Source organism: Leucobacter luti, assembly GCF_019464495.1.
Taxonomy (GTDB): Bacteria; Actinomycetota; Actinomycetes; order Actinomycetales; family Microbacteriaceae; genus Leucobacter; species Leucobacter luti_A.
In genome coordinates this window covers 795,002-810,816 of record NZ_CP080492.1, presented here as the reverse complement: position 1 = coordinate 810,816, position 15,815 = coordinate 795,002, and the positions used below count along the sequence as shown (strand labels likewise).

Here is a 15,815-nt window from a genome sequence, read left to right as displayed (position 1 = left end):
TCGAACATGATCTTCCGCGCTGCACACGACCAGGGCGGGGATCACTCCAGGCCCGTGTCAGCGCAGCACCCGGCGCCGCAGCAGGTGCTCGACGAAATCATGTACGCGCTTGACACGACCTCGATTATCGCGATCACGGATCGCCGCGGCATCATTACGCACGTCAACGACCGATTCTGCGAAATCTCGAAGTACTCCCGCGAGGAGCTCCTCGGCCAAACGCACGGAATCATCAACTCTGGTCGGCACCCAAAAGAGTTCTTCAAAGAGATGTGGCGCGTGATTGGGCGTGGCGAGGTGTGGAAAAACGAGATCTGCAATCGCGCGAAAGACGGGTCGGAGTACTGGGTGGATACCACCATCATTCCCCTGCTCGATGAGCGGGGGAAGCCGGGGCGCTACGTGTCGATTCGCGCTGAGGAAACGAATCGCCACCTCGCTGAAGAGGAAGTACGCAGGCTCGCATACTTTGACTCGGTGACGGGGCTGGTCAACCGTGAATCGATGCTGCGCACGATTGAATCGGAACTGGCCGCCGGATCCGGGTCTGGATTCAACGCGTTCGTCTCGGTGAGCGTCGATGAACTCTCCGTCGTGAACGACGCATTCGGCTTCGAAGCCGGGGATCGACTGCTGCTCGAATCCTCTCAGCGACTGCAGCGAGTCGAGCGGGCCGGCGGCAGAGTCGGCCGAATCGGCTCCAACACCTTCGGGATCATGCTCCCCGAACTCGGGGCAGATGCTCGCGAAGCCGAGATTGCGTGTCTCGCGTTGATCGAACAGGTCCTCGCAGAACTCAGCGGCCCGCTTGAGCTCGGTTCCGGCGTGCAGATCGAAGTGTCGGCGAGCGTTGGGTACGTGCTCTGGGCGGCGCAGCCCGGGGCCGTGCGAGCAGACGGTGAGCCCGGCTGCCCGGCAAACGAGTTCATCGTGACCGACGATCCGCACGAGGTCGTGAAGTGTTCGGAGATCGCGCGCAAGCGCGCCAGACGCGAGGGCGGCTCCCGGAGGCTGAGACAGTTCCGACAGCGCATGCTGAGCGAGGCACAGGGTCGAGTCCAGCTGATCTCTGAATTGCACCGCGGCATCGAAAAAGGCGAGCTGCAGTTGTTTGCGCAGCCAATTGTGAACCGGGAGCGCCGCGTCATCGGCGAAGAAGGGCTGATCCGCTGGTTCAGCAGCGTGCTCGGGACTGTCGCACCCGACGATTTCATTCCGCTCGCGGAGCAGACCGGCGTGATCGTGGAGATCGGTGACTGGGTGCTCGAAGAAGCCTGTCGCACGCTCTCGGCGTGGAGTCTCGATCCTGCGCGAGCTGATCTCACCTTCTCCGTGAACCTCAGCGAGCGTCAACTGCGAGTTGACGGCTTTGGCGAGCGCGTACGCGAGATCATCGCGCGGCATGGTGTGCGGCCCGATCGGCTCACCGTTGAGCTGACGGAGAGCGTGCTGCACTCCGATCTCGACCGCACCGTCGGAGTGCTTGGCATGCTCCGCACCGAGGGCGTGCAGTCTTCGCTGGATGATTTTGGCACAGGCTATTCGTCGCTGAGCTACCTGCAGCACCTCCCGGTGCAGCAACTCAAGATCGACCGTTCCTTCGTTTCCTCCGTCGTGGAGGATCCGCACGCGGCGGCGATCGCTCAGACGATCGTGTGGCTGGGGCGCAACTTCCACCTGCAAGTGGTAGCCGAAGGGGTTGAAACCGAAGACCAGTTTTCGAAGCTGCGGGAGATCGGGGTCGACGCGTTCCAGGGCTACCTATTCGGCAAGCCGCGGCCGGTCGCCGAACGGCTGCTCAGCGCGTAGCTTCTGAGCGAGCGAGCGAGCGAGAGACCGAGCGACCGCCCACGGCGAGTGCTCAGGTCCTCAGCGGGTCGCGATCCCGAGTGAGCGACCAGCGAGCCCGCGGCCAAGCGCTGCCACCTCCGCCGCCACCCGAATCACTTCGGCGGCCGCAGGATCGGTGGGATGAGAGAGCACCGCGGGATCGCCAGCGTCCCCGCGTTCGCGGAACGCGGGGCTGAGCGGCACACTCCCGAGCAGGGGCACAGTGCCATGCTCCTCGTCGCTCAGTCGCTGGGCCACGAGGGAACCACCTCCGCTGCCAAAGACCTCGATCACGGTGCCGTCTGGCTGTGTGAGCCCTGCCATGTTCTCTACAACGCCGATCACGCGCTGCCCGGTTTGCCGTGCGACCAGAGCGCTCCGCACCGCAACATCCGCAGCGGCCTCCTGCGGAGTCGTCACCACGAGCACCTCAGCGTTCGGGAGCAGCTGGCCAACACTGATTGCGATGTCACCGGTGCCGGGCGGCAGATCCAGCAGCAGCACATCGAGATCACCGAACCACACATCGCGTAGGAATTGCTCGATGGTGCGATGGAGCATTGGGCCGCGCCATGACACCGCAGTGGTGCGCGGATCCGCATCGCCCAGGAACATGCCGATCGAGATCACCTTCACCCCGTGGGCGACAGGAGGCAGGATCATGTCATCGACTCGCGTCGGTTGTGCAACGGTCCCGTCGCGACTCAGACCCAGGATGCCGGGGATGGAGAAACCGAAGACATCAGCGTCAATCAGGCCGACGGAGAGGCCCTGTGCGGCGAGTGCGACCGCGAGCCCCGCCGTCAGCGACGACTTGCCAACGCCGCCCTTGCCGCTCGTGACGGTGATCACGCGAGTAAGGGAATCAGGGCCGAATTGCTGAGGCCGCACACCGCCAGGGCCCCGAACCCGCTCCGTGAACGCGTGGCGCTGTGCCGGGGTCATCACACCGACAGTGACTGCAGCAGACGTGACGCCGCGCGCGCTCGCCGCGGCGGCCTGCGTATCGCTTTCGATCCGACGTGCGGCAGGGCACCCAGCGATCGTGAGCAGAATGGACACGTGGGCGTGGCCCGCGTCATCGACTCGTACATCCTGCACCATGCCGAGCTGCGTGATCGGCTGCAGAATCTCCGGGTCTCGCACCCGGTCGAGCGCGTCCCACACCGCTCGCTCGGGGGCTGAACCGGATTCGCGTGCGGTCACGTGCGGTCCTCCTCGGAGTCTGCAGCTGGGGCATGGTTCGCTGTGAGCGGTGGATCCGACTCGCGCACAAGCTCGGGTGCCGGTTCCTGCGTTGGTGCCGGTGCCGGTACCTGCGTTGGTTCCGGTTCCGGTTCTCGTTCCGGTTCCGGTTTCTGCTCCGGTTCCGGCTCGTGTTCGAGCTCGGCGAGCAACGCGCGGAGCTCTGCGCGCAGGAAGTCCCGATCGGGCAGATCCTTCATAGCAAGCCGCAGCGCAACGACCTCGCGGGCGAGGAACTCCGTATCGGCCAGCGCGCGCTCAGCACGCTGGCGATCCTGCTCAATCTGCACGCGGTCTCGGTCGTCCTGACGGTTCTGCGCAAGCAAAATCATGGGAGCCGCGTAGGAAGCTTGGAGTGACAGGATCAGCGTGAGCGCAGTGAACCCGAGCGCGGCCGAGTCGAAGCGCCAATCCTGCGGACCCCACGTATTGAACGCGAGCCAGGCAATACAGAAAAATGTGAGGCAGAGCAGGAACCACGGGGTGCCCATACCGCGTGCAATGCCCTCAGTCCACCGACCGAACCGTTCGTTCCCGCTGACACGCTGCGCTGCGCTGCCGCTCGTTCGCGTCGCGCGCGAGCTTGCCACACGGGGCGCATCGAGGCCCGGATCGCGCTTGAAGAGCCTCATTGACGTGCCCCGTGCTCGATCTCATCGTCTGCGTGCCGCCAGTCATCGGGAAGCAGATGGTCGAGCACATCGTCGACGGTGACCACGCCGACGAGGCGGTTCTGGTCATCAACGACGGGGAGTGCGACGAGGTCGTAACTGGCGAGCCGGCGTGAGACCTCCGCAGCGCTCGCGTGCACGGTCACCGGCTCCATCTCAGTGTCGACGAGCGCGACGAGACGTTCGTGCGGCGGGAAGCGCAGCATGCGCTGGAAGTGCGCCATGCCAAGATACTCTCCGGTGGGCGTCTCGTATGGCGGGTGGGTGACGTACACGGCGGATGCCATGGCCGGAGGAATCTCTGCACGGCGGATCATCGCGAGGCCTTCGGCAACACTTGATTCGGCAGAGAGCACGATCGGTGAGGGGCTCATGAGTCCGCCAGCGGTATCCGCGTCGTACTCGAGCAGGCGGCGCACGTCCTCGGCCTCTTCCGGCTCCATCAGATCGAGCAGCTCCTCACCCTTTGCCGTAGGCAGAGCCGAGATGAGGTCGGCGGCGTCGTCCGGCTCCATCCGATCGAGGACGTCAGCCGTGCGGTCGGGGCGCAGGTTCGCGAGCAGCGCGAGCTGATCCGGCTCCGTCATCTCTTCAAGAGCGTCCGCGACGCGCTCGTCCGGGAGCTCACCGATGACCTCGATCATGCGTGCCTGCGGCAGCTCAAGCAGCGTCTCAGCGAGGTCGGCTGGCTTGAGATCGACCATGGTCTGAATGAGGAGTTCAGCGGACTGCGCGCCGGCTGCAGGAAGGCGGACGTCCGACCAGCGCACCGTGCGAGCGTCGCCGCGGCTAAAGGGTGCGGCGGGCTTCGGCAGCCGCACGAACACTTCTGACACCAGCCACTCGCCCGAGCGAGCGCGCTCAATCGCTGCATCTTCGATCCGCGCAGTGAGCGGGGGCGCGCCCGGCGATTCAGCCGCGAGCTGCACGTCACGCCCAATCAGTTCTGCGATCATCCGGGTCTCACCGCCGCGCTGCTGGAAGCGGCGCACGTTGATCAGGCCGGTGGTGATGACTTGTCCTGAGCCGATGGATGTGACGCGCCCAATCGGCACGAACACCCGGCGTTTCCCAGGAATCTCGACGATGAGACCGACAACGCGAGGCGCTGCCGCGGTACGGAACACGACGAGCACGTCGCGGACTTTCCCGATCCGGTCGCCGACGGGATCGAACACGCTGCGCCCGGCCAGCCGCCCCACAAATACCCTCGTAGTCCTCACCCCACTACGGTAGCGCGCTTGGATGACCGGCGGGGGTTGGAACGGCCAGAGTCGCGGCGCAGCCCGGATCCGGAGCTTGGATCTGCAGCTATGATCCGCAGGGCCTGATCAGGCAGCCTCGGGCAAACTATCCGCATGGCCCGATCCACAGTGACCCGACGGCTTCTTCTCGCCCTGCCAGCGCTCCTGGCGCTGGGCCTGCTCGGCTGCGCGCCTGAGCCGGTGCCCGAGGCCAAGCCGACGCCCACTCAGGAGCAACGGCGGCAGACGCCCGATCCGACACCGGATCCGGGATCCGATCCCGCCGCCCCCGAGTTGCTGCTGGCCTCGCTCGCGCACTCAGACGAAGTGGCAGTGATCGACCCGGCACGAGCAGAGGACGAAGTGGTGCGGCGCATCACCGTGGGCACAGCGCCGTGGGGCGTTGGGGTGCACACGGATGCGGCCGGCACCGCAACTGGCTACGCCGCGACGGCCGAGGGCCTGGCGATTGTGGATTTGGCGGCGGGGGAGCGGATCGCGCTCGTGCCGTTTGGGCACCCGGCGCCGAGTATCTCCTCCGGGGAGTATCGCCCTGGCGGCCTGGGGCTCGCGGTGTCGCCAGACGGCACGCGAGTGTATGTCGCGGTGACAGAGGGCTCAGGGCCTGCTTGGCTCGAGGTGATCGACACTGCGACGCGGAGCGTAGTGCAGAGCGTGCCTGTCGGGGTGCGTCCGTTCGACGTGCTCGTTGCGCCTGACGGTTCCTGGGCCGCCACCGTTGACCACGACAGTTTCACAGTGACCGTCGTCGACGCTGAAACGTTTGCGGCCACTACGTATGAGGTCGCCCCGTTCGGCACAGTTGGTGGGCTCGCATCGTGGGAGAAGGCGCACTACGGTGCGGTCGAAGCTGACGGCACGATCTGGCTGCCCTATCAGGGGGAAACAGTCGTGGGCCTCGATCCGCGCACTGGAGCGCAGCGCACGGTGGCCAGTGCTGCGAACTCGCACGCGCACGGCACGGCGCTCGCGGAGACGCGGCTGCTGACCGTTGGCACCGGCGCATTCGGTTCCGCGGACGGTACGCCCAATCTGTCGATCCTGGACCTCGAAAGCGGCGCCGAACAGGTGGTGCCGCTCGCATTGCCGCATGAGACCGTGGCTGTGTGGCGCGATGCAGATGGGGCAGAGTACGCGGCCGTTGCCGGGGGGAACACCCGTGACGAGGGGTGGGACGGCGTGACACTGGTCGTGCTCGACGGACTCGCGACGCGGGAGATTCCGGTGCCCGGTTACCCGCAAGTTGTGGTCACATATCCAGCTCCCTGAGGGGACCCGCCTCGGACTCTGCGTGAGCCCGTGGCGAACGGTGAGTGCGCTGGGGGCTGCAGAGTGGGAGAATTACAGTATGAGCAACTCTGGCCCCCTTTCCTCCTCCCGCGTTCCGACGATGCCGGAGATCCCAAAGGGTGAGATCGTCTCCACCTACGACCGCTACGAAGACGCGAAGCACGCTGTCGACGTGCTCGCACGCGCAAGCTTTCCGGTGCAGCAGATCAGCATCGTCGGCAACGACGTGCGGAGCGTCGAACGGGTCACTGGCCGTCTGACCTATGGTCGCGTCGCGCTGATGGGTGCCCTCTCCGGCGCCTACCTCGGCCTCTTCCTCGGTCTCCTCCTGTTCATCTTCCAGCCGGACAACACGGCTATCCTCGGGGTCTTCCTCGCCGCGGTCGTCATTGGCGCGGGCTTCGGCATGCTCTTCGGAGTGCTCTCCTATGCGATGAACCGGAACCGCCGCGACTTCTCGTCGGTGATGCAGATGGTCGCGAGCCGCTACGACCTCGTCACCACGGCTGAGCTCGTGCACGAGGCGCGCCGCGTGCTCACCGAGGCCCCGCAGAAGTAGCGCGCTGCCGCTCCTGCCGCATCCGCGGCTCGTGGGTTGCGGTCGCAGCGCTACTGCTGACCCTCAAGCTCACTACTGACCCCCAATTTCACGAGAAATAAGTGAAATCGGGGGTCAGTAGTTCACTTGGGGGTCAGTGGCGCGGGGTTCCTGCCGCAGCACGCCACCTCTACCCGGCCAGTAGCTTCTGGATCCGCTGCGCCGACACGGGTTCCGCGGTGCGCAGCTGCTGCGCGAACAAACTGACGCGCAGCTCTTCGATCAGCCAGCGCGCGCGCACCAGCTGCTGCGGTGCCTGGTCCGGAAGCGGGATCGTGCCGCCGGCCTGCGCGAAGAGCTCGCGCACCCGGTCGACCTCGTTCTGCCACGCACGGTCGCGGCCCGAGTTCTCAGTGAGCCCGCGCATGCGCAGCTGGATCGCCTCAAGGTAGACCGGGATCCGCTCGAGCTGCGTGAGCCCGGTGCGTGAGACGAAGCCGTCTGAGCTCGACGCCCACACGAGCCCGTCGATTTGCTGCGCCGCATCGGCCACCTGCCCGAGCACCTGGATCGACTTCGCCGCATCGATCGCCTTGCGCGCGAGCCGCACGCCGTCCAGCACGCGCGCCGTCAACGCGATCGCCGCGTAGATGTCATCGATGAGCGATCGCGCGTAGTCGTTCGCGATCGCTTCGAAGGTGTCTGCGCGCCACACGAGCCCGTCAGGGGCGTAGCGCTGGATGACGCGATCAGACACCGCGAGCGAGACGTCCGCAATTGCTTGGTCGAGCGAGCGATACGGCCCGGCGCCCAGCAGCAGCTTCTCCTGGTTTGACAGGTGCGAACGGATATAGCTCGCGGGCGATGGCGAACTGAGTGCAAGAAGGCGTCGGATCCCGCGCCGCGAGAGGCGTGCCTGCTCGGCCTCGTCGGCGACGAGCACGAGATCAACGCTCGTGCGGCGATCCCGAATCGCGGGATACGCGCGCACCACGCCAGCCCCGCCCGTGCGGTCCTTGGCGTACGCGGTATCCACGTGGCGCGGCAGATCCCCGAAGTCCCAGGTGGTCACCCCGGACTTCTCCAAGTCACTCTTGGGAAGCGCTGCGGCAGCGACCTTCGCGATGCCCTGCGTTGCCTGCTCTTTGTGCGCTGATTTCAGTTCGCCTAGATCTTTGCTCGTGCCGAGTGTGCGGCCGCGCGCATCAATCACTCGGAACGTCGGGGTGAGGTGCGCGGGCAGCCTGCTCGGATCAAAATCATTCGGAGAGACGGGCACGCTGGTGCGGCGCCGGATCTCGGTGGCCAGCAGTGCGGTGAGCTGCGGCGGCTGGGACCCTGCCGGCACGGGCGCATCGAGTTGCGGGCCGACGGCAGAGAGGAGCGTGCGCGCCCAGTCGCCGGCAGGAACGACGTGCTTCCGGATTGCCTTCGGAAGCGTCTTGATCAGGGCGGTGACGAGTTCCTGCCGCAAGCCAGGCACGAGCTTTTCGAAATCGGTGCCGTCGAGCCGGGGGAGCAGCGGCAACGGCACGTTGACCGTTACTCCGTCGTCCTCGGCCGTGGGGTCGAAACGGTAGCGCAGCTTCAACGACTGGTCGCCGTGCTGCCACTGCCGCGGATACTCGCTCTCGTCGGCCTGCTGGGTTTCGTCTTCTAACAGGTCGGCGCGGCTCAGGTGCAGCAGGTTTGGATCGGTGAGGCGCTGCTTTTTCCACCAGCCTTCGAAGCTCCGCGTGGAGTTCACGTCGGCCGGGATCTTCGCGTCGTAAAACTCGAACACCGCGTCGTCGTCGCCGACGATATCGCGGCGGCGCGTGCGCTCCTCCAACTGCTCCAGCTCGCGCCGCAGCTGCCGGTTCGCCCGGTCGAAGGCCTGCGGCGATTCCCAGTCGCCATCGACGAGCGCGTGCCGAATAAACAGCTCGCGCGCGTGCACCGGGTCGAATCGCGCAAGCTGCACGCGGCGGCGATCCACGATCGGCACACCGTACAGCGTGACGCGCTCATACGCGACGGCGGCGCCCTGCTTCTTCTCCCACCGTGGCTCGGACAGCTGCCGCTTCGCGAGTGGGCCAGCGAGCTCTTCAGCCCACGCGGGATCGACCACGGCGTTCGAGCGCGCGAACAGGCGAGAGGTTTCGACGAGTTCGACGCTCATAATGACCTCGGGTGGCCGCTTCGAGAGCACCGACCCCGGGTACAGCACAAAGCGAGTACCGCGCGAGCCGACGTACTCCTGTGACGGTTTCCGCTTTGCTGCGCCGGCAACACCCCGGCCCTGCGGCGGGGTGCGATCCTGCTTGTCATCGCGCACTCCGAGCTGCGAGAGCAGGCCGGCAAGCACTGAGCGGTGGATCGGCTCGCTGGCCCCGCCGGATTCGGAGCTGAGGTCGGCTCGGGCGTCGCCGCCGGATCCAGCGGGGCCGGATCCTGTAGTGCCAGATCCAGCAGCACGAGATTCTGACCCGCGCCCGTCTCCGCGCTTCACACCCGCGATCCGCGCAATCTGGCGGTACAGGTCCATCCACTCGCGCACACGTAGGAAGTTCAGATACTCCGCCTTGCACAACCGCCGGAACGCACTTGAGGACCGCTCGCGCTGCTCCTTCTGCAGATAGTTCCAGAGGTTGAGCAGCGTCATCAGATCGCCCTGCGGGTCGTTGAACCGTCCATGCAGTTCGTCAGCACGGCCGCGCTCCGCTTGGGGACGCTCGCGCACATCTTGGATCGTGAGCCCCGCCACAATCGCGAGCACCTGCGGCACGACGTCGTGGTTGCGCGCCTCGACCACCATGCGCGCGAACCGCGGTTCGATCGGGAGCCGCGACAGCTCGCGGCCAATCTTCGTGATGCGGTGGGTCGCACCGGAGCGGTTGCCGCGCTCGCCGCCGGCTCGAGCTCGTTTGCCGCCGCCCGTCTCGGGCGTGACCGCACCGAGCTCGGTGAGTAGCCCGATCCCGTCGGCGATCCCGCGCTGGTCGGGTGGAGTGAGAAACGGGAAGCCCGCGATGTCACCGAGGCCCAGCGAGAGCATCTGCAGGATCACGGAGGCGAGCCCTGTGCGCCGGATCTCCGGCTCGGTGTACTCGGGGCGCGACGCGAAGTCTTCTTCGCTGTAGAGCCGGATCGCGATACCGGGGCTCGTGCGACCCGAGCGGCCGGAGCGCTGATTGGCGCTCGCCTGGGAGACGGCCTCGATCGGGAGCCGCTGCACTTTGCTGCGGGCGCTGTAGCGGGAGATGCGCGCTGTGCCCGCATCCACCACATAGCGGATGCCCGGCACCGTCAGTGACGTCTCCGCGACGTTCGTGGCGAGCACGATACGCCTGGAGCCAGCGTTCGCGCCGCTGCGGCGCTCGAACACGCGGTGCTGTTCGGCCGCGCTGAGGCGGCCGAACAGCGGCAGAATCTCCGTGCGCGCCGCTCGATTCTGGGCGCGCAGGCGGCCGTTCAAGGCATCGGCGGCATCCCGGATCTCGGCCTCACCCGAAAGGAATACGAGCACATCGCCGGGCGCTTCCTTCGCGAGCTCGTCGACCGCGTCGCCGATCCCGTCAAACATGTCGCGCTCCGTGGTGCGCACTTTCGGAGCGCCGCCCTTGGGATCGGGGACCTCGACGCGCTCGATGAGCGGCCTATACCGGATTTCGACGGGGAACGTGCGGCCGGAGACTTCGATGATCGGGGCCGGCACCTGCGTCCGGGGATCTTCAAAGTGCTTCGCGAACGACTCGGGGTCGATCGTTGCTGAAGTAATGATGACCTTGAGATCCGGGCGGCGCGGCAGCAGCGTCCGAAGATAGCCGAGCAGAAAGTCGATGTTCAGGCTGCGCTCGTGCGCCTCGTCGATGATAATCGTGTCGTACGCTGTGAGATCCCGGTCGCGGTGGATCGCGTTGAGGAGGATCCCGTCGGTCATCAGGCGGATCTTCGTATCGGCCGAAACTTTGTCTGTGAATCGGACCTGATACCCGACCAGGCCGCCGAGCTCGGAGCCCAGCTCCTCGGCGATGCGCTCAGCAATCGTGCGCGCCGCGATCCGGCGCGGCTGGGTGTGGGCGATGCGTTCGCGGCCGAGGGTGAGCGCGATCTTGGGAAGCTGCGTGGTTTTGCCTGAGCCGGTCTCTCCCGCGACGATCACGACCTGGTGGTCGCGGATCGCGTCCGCGATTTCCTCCCGCATCTGCGAGACCGGAAGCTCCTCTGGGAACTCGATGCGTACTGCGGGATTCGACATAATCCCTCTATTCTTTCAGGTGATCAGGCAGCGTGGGGTCGCGGGCGTAGACTGCCGAATGTCCGAGTCTGAACCGCGACCCACACGGGGGAGTACATTGAGCACTGCACTGCCGATTCCGAACATTGAACTGAACGACGGCACCCAGATCCCGCAGGTGGGTCTCGGGGTGTTCCTGGTGGAGCCAGGCGAGACTGAACGGGTCGTCGCTGAGGCGCTTGAGGTGGGCTACCGCCACATCGACACCGCAGCGATCTATGGCAACGAGGCGGAGGTCGGTGCCGCGATCGCGAAGAGCGGAATCCCGCGCGAGGAGCTGTTTGTCACCACGAAGCTCTGGAACGACCGCCAGGGGGATGCGCGCGCCGCACTTGAAGAGAGCCTCGGCAAGCTCGGGCTGGATCGAGTCGACCTCTTCCTGGTGCACTGGCCAGTGCCGAGTCAGGACACCTTCGTTTCCGCGTGGGAGCAGGTGCTGGACCTCCGCGAGGCTGGGCTCACCACGGCCGCAGGCGTTTCCAACCACGAGGTCGAACACCTGGAACGAATCATCGCAGCGACCGGTGAATTCCCCGCGGTGAACCAGATTGAATTGCATCCGGAGCACCAGCGCCAGGAACTCACCGCCTTCTGCCGAGGGAACGGCATCGCGATCGAGGCATGGGGCCCGCTTGCGCAGGGCAAGAGCGACCTGCTGACGCAGCCGCGCCTTGTCGAGGTCGCCGAAGCACACGGCAAGAGCGTCGCCCAGGTGGTGCTGCGCTGGCATATTGAGAACGGCACGATCATCTTCCCGAAGACGAGCCGCCGCGAGCGCATGCTCGAAAACGCTGATCTCTTCGACTTTGAGCTCACGGAGACGGAGCACGCGTTCGTCACCGCGCTTGAGGCGGGCCGCAACTACGGTCCGAACCCGCGCGAATACGGAGCAAACTGATGACCGCGATGAATGCAACGCAGCCAATCACCGTCACGGTGACCGGAGCGGGCGGGCAGATCGGCTACGCCGCGCTGTTTCGGATCGCATCCGGCGCGATGTTCGGCGCGGATCAGCCTGTCGCGTTGCGGCTGCTCGAGATCCCGCAGGGCGTGAAGGGCGCGGAGGGCGCTGCGCTCGAGCTCATCGATGGGGCGTTCCCGCTGCTCGCCAGCATCGATATCTCGACCACGCCCGACGAGGGCTTCGCTGGCACAAATGTCGCGCTGCTCGTTGGTTCGCGCCCGCGCACGGCCGGGATGGAGCGCGCGGACCTGCTCGCGGCCAACGGCGCCATCTTCGGGCCGCAGGGCCGCGCGATCAATGAACACGCCGCAGATGATGTGCGCGTGCTCGTGGTGGGCAACCCGGCGAACACGAATGCGCTCATCGCGCAGCGCAATGCTCCCGACGTACCAGCGGAACGCTTCACCGCGCTCACCCGGCTGGATCACAATCGCGCGGTTGGCTTGCTCGCCGAGCGCGCCGGCGCCCGGGTCGTGGACATTTCGGGGGTCACGATCTGGGGCAACCACTCCACGACGCAGTACCCGGATCTCAGCCACGCCACGATCTCGGGACGTGCTGCGCTCGACGTGGTCGGCGAAACCTGGGGTCGCGGCGCCTATATCGAACGCGTCGCAAATCGTGGCGCCGAGATCATTGAGGTCCGTGGCGGATCGTCGGTCGCGTCAGCCGCGAACGCCGCGATCGATCACGTACGCGATTGGGCGCTCGGCACGGGGGAGGCGTGGACCTCGGTGTCTCTGCCCTCCACCGGAGCGTATGGCATTCCAGAGGGCCTGATCGCTTCGGTCCCGGCGCACGCCGTTGACGGCGGATGGCGAGTGGTCGAGGGGCTCGAGATCGACGCGTTCTCGCGCGCCAAGATCGACGCTTCGGTGGCGGAGCTTGCCGCCGAGCGGGATCAGGTAGCCGCAATGGGGCTGATTCCGGCGGAGTAGATTTCGGAGGGGGTCGACCGGAGAGGCGAGCCTGCAATCTGAGTGCTGGGGGTCCTCTTGAGGGCCGCTCACGCGGAAGCAATCCCGTCGGTTGCGACATTCCGCACCAGGAATCGCTCAGATGCGGCCGCATCTACCGTCGACCCCCGCTCCACACGCATACAGGTCGGCTCGGACGCGGATCGACTCGGACGCGGGTCGACTCGGACACGGTTCGCCACACATACAGTTCGACTCGGATACCGTCCCTCGTGAGCGCGAGAATAAAGCGGCGTTCTGCACGCCTGTGGTCACGTCTCGCACTCGCGCTTCCCCTGGCAGCAGGCTCGAACTGGCCCAGTCTCCTCGCCGGGGACGCGCAGGTGCAGGAGCAGGAGCTGCGGTGTCGCTTCTGGCGACGTGCACTCCGGACGCGCTGTGCTCTCCAGCGTTCCGAATGGGTTCCCGCAGCGTCACACGACGTACCCGAGAGGGACCGAGTGGGCTGGAAGCTGCGGGCTCCCAAGTGCTCCCTGTGTGCGCGACCCAACCCACATTCCACGTGCTGTCGTGGGGCGTTGCGGGGGAATTGACGCGATCTCTCGCCTGGTGTGGGGCGCCCAAGAGGCGCGGGGGTGAGCCAGGAGAGAGGCCGAGACAGTGCCCTGTGGCGCGGGCACCGCGTTCGGCGCTCTAGGATAGAGAGCATGTCCAAGGTTCTTTCTTCTCTTCCCGTTGGCGAGCGCGTCGGCATCGCTTTCTCCGGTGGTCTCGATACCTCGTGCGCGGTCGCGTGGATGCGCGAAAAGGGCGCTGTGCCCTGCACCTATACCGCTGACATCGGGCAGTATGACGAGCCCGATATTGATGGCGTTGCCGATCGTGCCAAGGAGTACGGCGCCGAGATCGCGCGCCACGTTGATGCCAAGCGTCCACTCGTCGAAGAGGGCTTCGTTGCGCTCCAGACTGGCGCATTCAACGTTCGCTCAGGCGGCAAGACGTACTTCAACACGACGCCGCTCGGCCGCGCCGTGACCGGCACCCTGCTCGTACGCGCCATGAAGGAAGATGGCGTCGACATTTGGGGCGACGGATCCACGTACAAGGGCAACGATATCGAGCGGTTCTATCGCTACGGTCTCATGGCGAACCCCGCGCTGCGGATCTACAAGCCGTGGCTTGACGCTGACTTCGTGCGTGAGCTGGGCGGCCGCCATGAAATGAGTGAGTGGCTCGTCGAGCGCGGCTACCCCTACCGAGACGCAACTGAAAAGGCATACTCGACGGACGCGAACATTTGGGGTGCCACCCACGAGGCGAAGACGCTCGAATTCCTGAACGCTGGGCTCGACGTGGTCGAGCCGATCATGGGCGTTGCCGCATGGCGCGACGACGTCGACGTGGCGACCGAGGAAGTGTCGGTGCGCTTCGAGGCCGGCCGTCCTGTCGCGATCAACGGCGTGGAATACACCGATCCCGTCGCGCTCGTGTTTGAGGCGAACGCGATCGGCGGCCGCCACGGCCTCGGTGTGTCCGACCAGATCGAGAACCGCATCATCGAAGCCAAGTCCCGGGGCATCTACGAGGCTCCAGGAATGGCCCTGCTGCACATTACGTACGAACGCCTCGTGAACGCGATCCACAACGAGGACACCCTCGCGAGCTACCACACAGACGGGCGCAAGCTTGGTCGCCTGATGTACGAGGGCCGCTGGCTTGACCCGCAGTCGCTCATGCTGCGCGAGTCGCTGCAGCGCTGGGTGGGATCCGCAATTACGGGTGAGGTGACGCTGCGCCTGCGCCGTGGTGACGACTACACGATCCTCAACACCGAGGGGCCTGCGCTGAGCTACCACCCCGAGAAGCTCTCCATGGAGCGCACCGTGGGGGCCGCGTTCGGCCCGGAGGACCGAATCGGTCAGCTCACCATGCGCAACCTCGACATTGCAGACTCACGTCAGCGCCTCGAGCAGTACGCCCAGATGGGCATGGTGGGCGGCGCGGTTGCTGATCTCGTGGGTGAACTCGAAAAGGGTGGCGCGGCTGAGATCGCTGAGGCCGTCACCGGGATCGACGAGAATGCTGACGAGCTGGGCTTGTCGGCCGCGTTCGACTCCGGCACCGACTAAGGCTCTGGCCGAACACCACAGCCCCGCACCTGTCGCAGGTGCGGGGCTGTGGTGTTCGTGGGCACTCGCGTGCGCACATGCTGCGCGCGGGGTGCTGGCTGCGGTGTGGGGTGGGGTGAGGCCCCTCGGTGCCCAGACTGTCGTGCCTGCGGTAGCCCCGCGCTGTGGTGCAGTCGCGTTGCGGCCCGGTGGCCCGGTGGCCCGGTGGCCCGGTGCCCCTGTGGCCCCGCCCGCTCCCCTGCATGCCAGGGGAGCGGGGCATGCGTTCTCCCACGCCAGGCTGTGTGGCGGGAACTCGCGTGCGAGACCGCAGGGATGTTCGCCTCGGAACCGGAGGGCGGAAACAGCAGTGGCCCCGAACCCTCACGGGTCCGGGGCCACTCACACAACCGCTTAGGAAGCGCGGCGGGCGCGTGCCGCGCGGCGCTTGAGAGCGCGACGCTCATCCTCGCTCAGGCCGCCCCACACGCCGGAATCCTGCCCGGTGTCCATGGCGTACTGGAGGCACATTTCTGTCACTGTGCAGCGCGCGCAGACGGACTTCGCGCGCTCGATCTGCTCTACTGCAGGACCGGTGTTCCCGACTGGAAAGAAGAGCTCGGGGTCTACAGTGAGGCACGCAGCCTGTTCACGCCAATCCATTTATGTTTCTCCTTAGTACGACGCACACGCGCGAATCACCAGAGA

11 protein-coding genes are annotated in these 15,815 nt (G+C 66.2%); 6 read left to right on the top strand and 5 right to left on the bottom strand.

From position 1 onward, the window contains the following. Positions 1–54 precede the first annotated feature (54 nt). Positions 55–1,809 (top strand): putative bifunctional diguanylate cyclase/phosphodiesterase, encoded by a 1,755-nt coding sequence (locus K1X41_RS03635; RefSeq protein WP_243642897.1) that lies wholly within the window; start codon positions 55–57, stop codon positions 1,807–1,809. A gap of 60 nt (positions 1,810–1,869) precedes the next feature. On the opposite strand, the gene K1X41_RS03630 is transcribed toward K1X41_RS03635, so the two are convergent. Genes K1X41_RS03630 through K1X41_RS03620 form a run of 3 tightly spaced genes read right to left on the bottom strand, consistent with a single transcriptional unit; the run spans position 1,870 to position 4,969 of the window. Further along, positions 1,870–3,036 (bottom strand): Mrp/NBP35 family ATP-binding protein, encoded by a 1,167-nt coding sequence (locus K1X41_RS03630; RefSeq protein ID WP_258566636.1) that lies wholly within the window; start codon positions 3,034–3,036, stop codon positions 1,870–1,872. Continuing rightward, complete coding sequence (locus K1X41_RS03625; RefSeq protein WP_220175340.1) at positions 3,033–3,707, bottom strand: DUF1003 domain-containing protein; 675 nt, start codon at positions 3,705–3,707, stop codon at positions 3,033–3,035. The genes K1X41_RS03630 and K1X41_RS03625 overlap by 4 nt, the downstream gene beginning before the upstream one ends. Next, positions 3,704–4,969: a magnesium transporter MgtE N-terminal domain-containing protein gene (locus K1X41_RS03620; protein ID WP_132204965.1), complete on the bottom strand. Its 1,266-nt coding sequence runs from the start codon at positions 4,967–4,969 to the stop codon at positions 3,704–3,706. Before K1X41_RS03620 ends, K1X41_RS03625 begins: the two co-directional genes overlap by 4 nt. Before the next feature lie 135 nt (positions 4,970–5,104). Here K1X41_RS03620 and K1X41_RS03615 point away from each other — a divergent pair, with 135 nt between their 5' ends. Together K1X41_RS03615 and K1X41_RS03610 are read left to right on the top strand one after the other, a co-directional pair. After that, a complete protein-coding gene (locus K1X41_RS03615; protein WP_220175339.1) occupies positions 5,105–6,280 on the top strand; it encodes a YncE family protein in 1,176 nt (391 codons plus the stop codon). 79 nt (positions 6,281–6,359) lie between these two features. Next, positions 6,360–6,860, top strand: a complete 501-nt coding sequence (locus tag K1X41_RS03610) for a YflT domain-containing protein (protein ID WP_258566635.1) — start codon at positions 6,360–6,362, stop codon at positions 6,858–6,860. A 169-nt stretch (positions 6,861–7,029) separates the two neighbouring features. Here K1X41_RS03610 and hrpA read toward each other — a convergent pair whose 3' ends face one another. Then, on the bottom strand, positions 7,030–11,079 hold the full coding sequence (hrpA, locus tag K1X41_RS03605; protein WP_220175338.1) for an ATP-dependent RNA helicase HrpA: 4,050 nt from the start codon (positions 11,077–11,079) through the stop codon (positions 7,030–7,032). Between the two features lie 97 nt (positions 11,080–11,176). On the opposite strand from hrpA, the gene K1X41_RS03600 reads away from it, so the two are divergent. The 3 genes from K1X41_RS03600 (at position 11,177) to argG (ending at position 15,128) form a co-directional block, all read left to right on the top strand. After that, positions 11,177–12,016 carry an aldo/keto reductase gene (locus K1X41_RS03600; RefSeq protein WP_243642899.1) on the top strand — a complete coding sequence of 280 codons (840 nt, stop codon included), beginning with the start codon at positions 11,177–11,179 and terminating at the stop codon, positions 12,014–12,016. Between the two features lie 8 nt (positions 12,017–12,024). Further along, entirely contained in the window at positions 12,025–13,020 is a 996-nt protein-coding gene (locus K1X41_RS03595; protein ID WP_220175767.1) for a malate dehydrogenase, read from the top strand. 686 nt (positions 13,021–13,706) lie between these two features. Next, positions 13,707–15,128, top strand: coding sequence for an argininosuccinate synthase (argG, locus tag K1X41_RS03590; protein ID WP_133616200.1), 1,422 nt, complete (start codon positions 13,707–13,709; stop codon positions 15,126–15,128). A gap of 393 nt (positions 15,129–15,521) precedes the next feature. On the opposite strand, the gene K1X41_RS03585 is transcribed toward argG, so the two are convergent. Beyond that, a complete protein-coding gene (locus tag K1X41_RS03585; protein ID WP_010156721.1) occupies positions 15,522–15,770 on the bottom strand; it encodes a WhiB family transcriptional regulator in 249 nt (82 codons plus the stop codon). Positions 15,771–15,815: the final 45 nt, after the last annotated feature.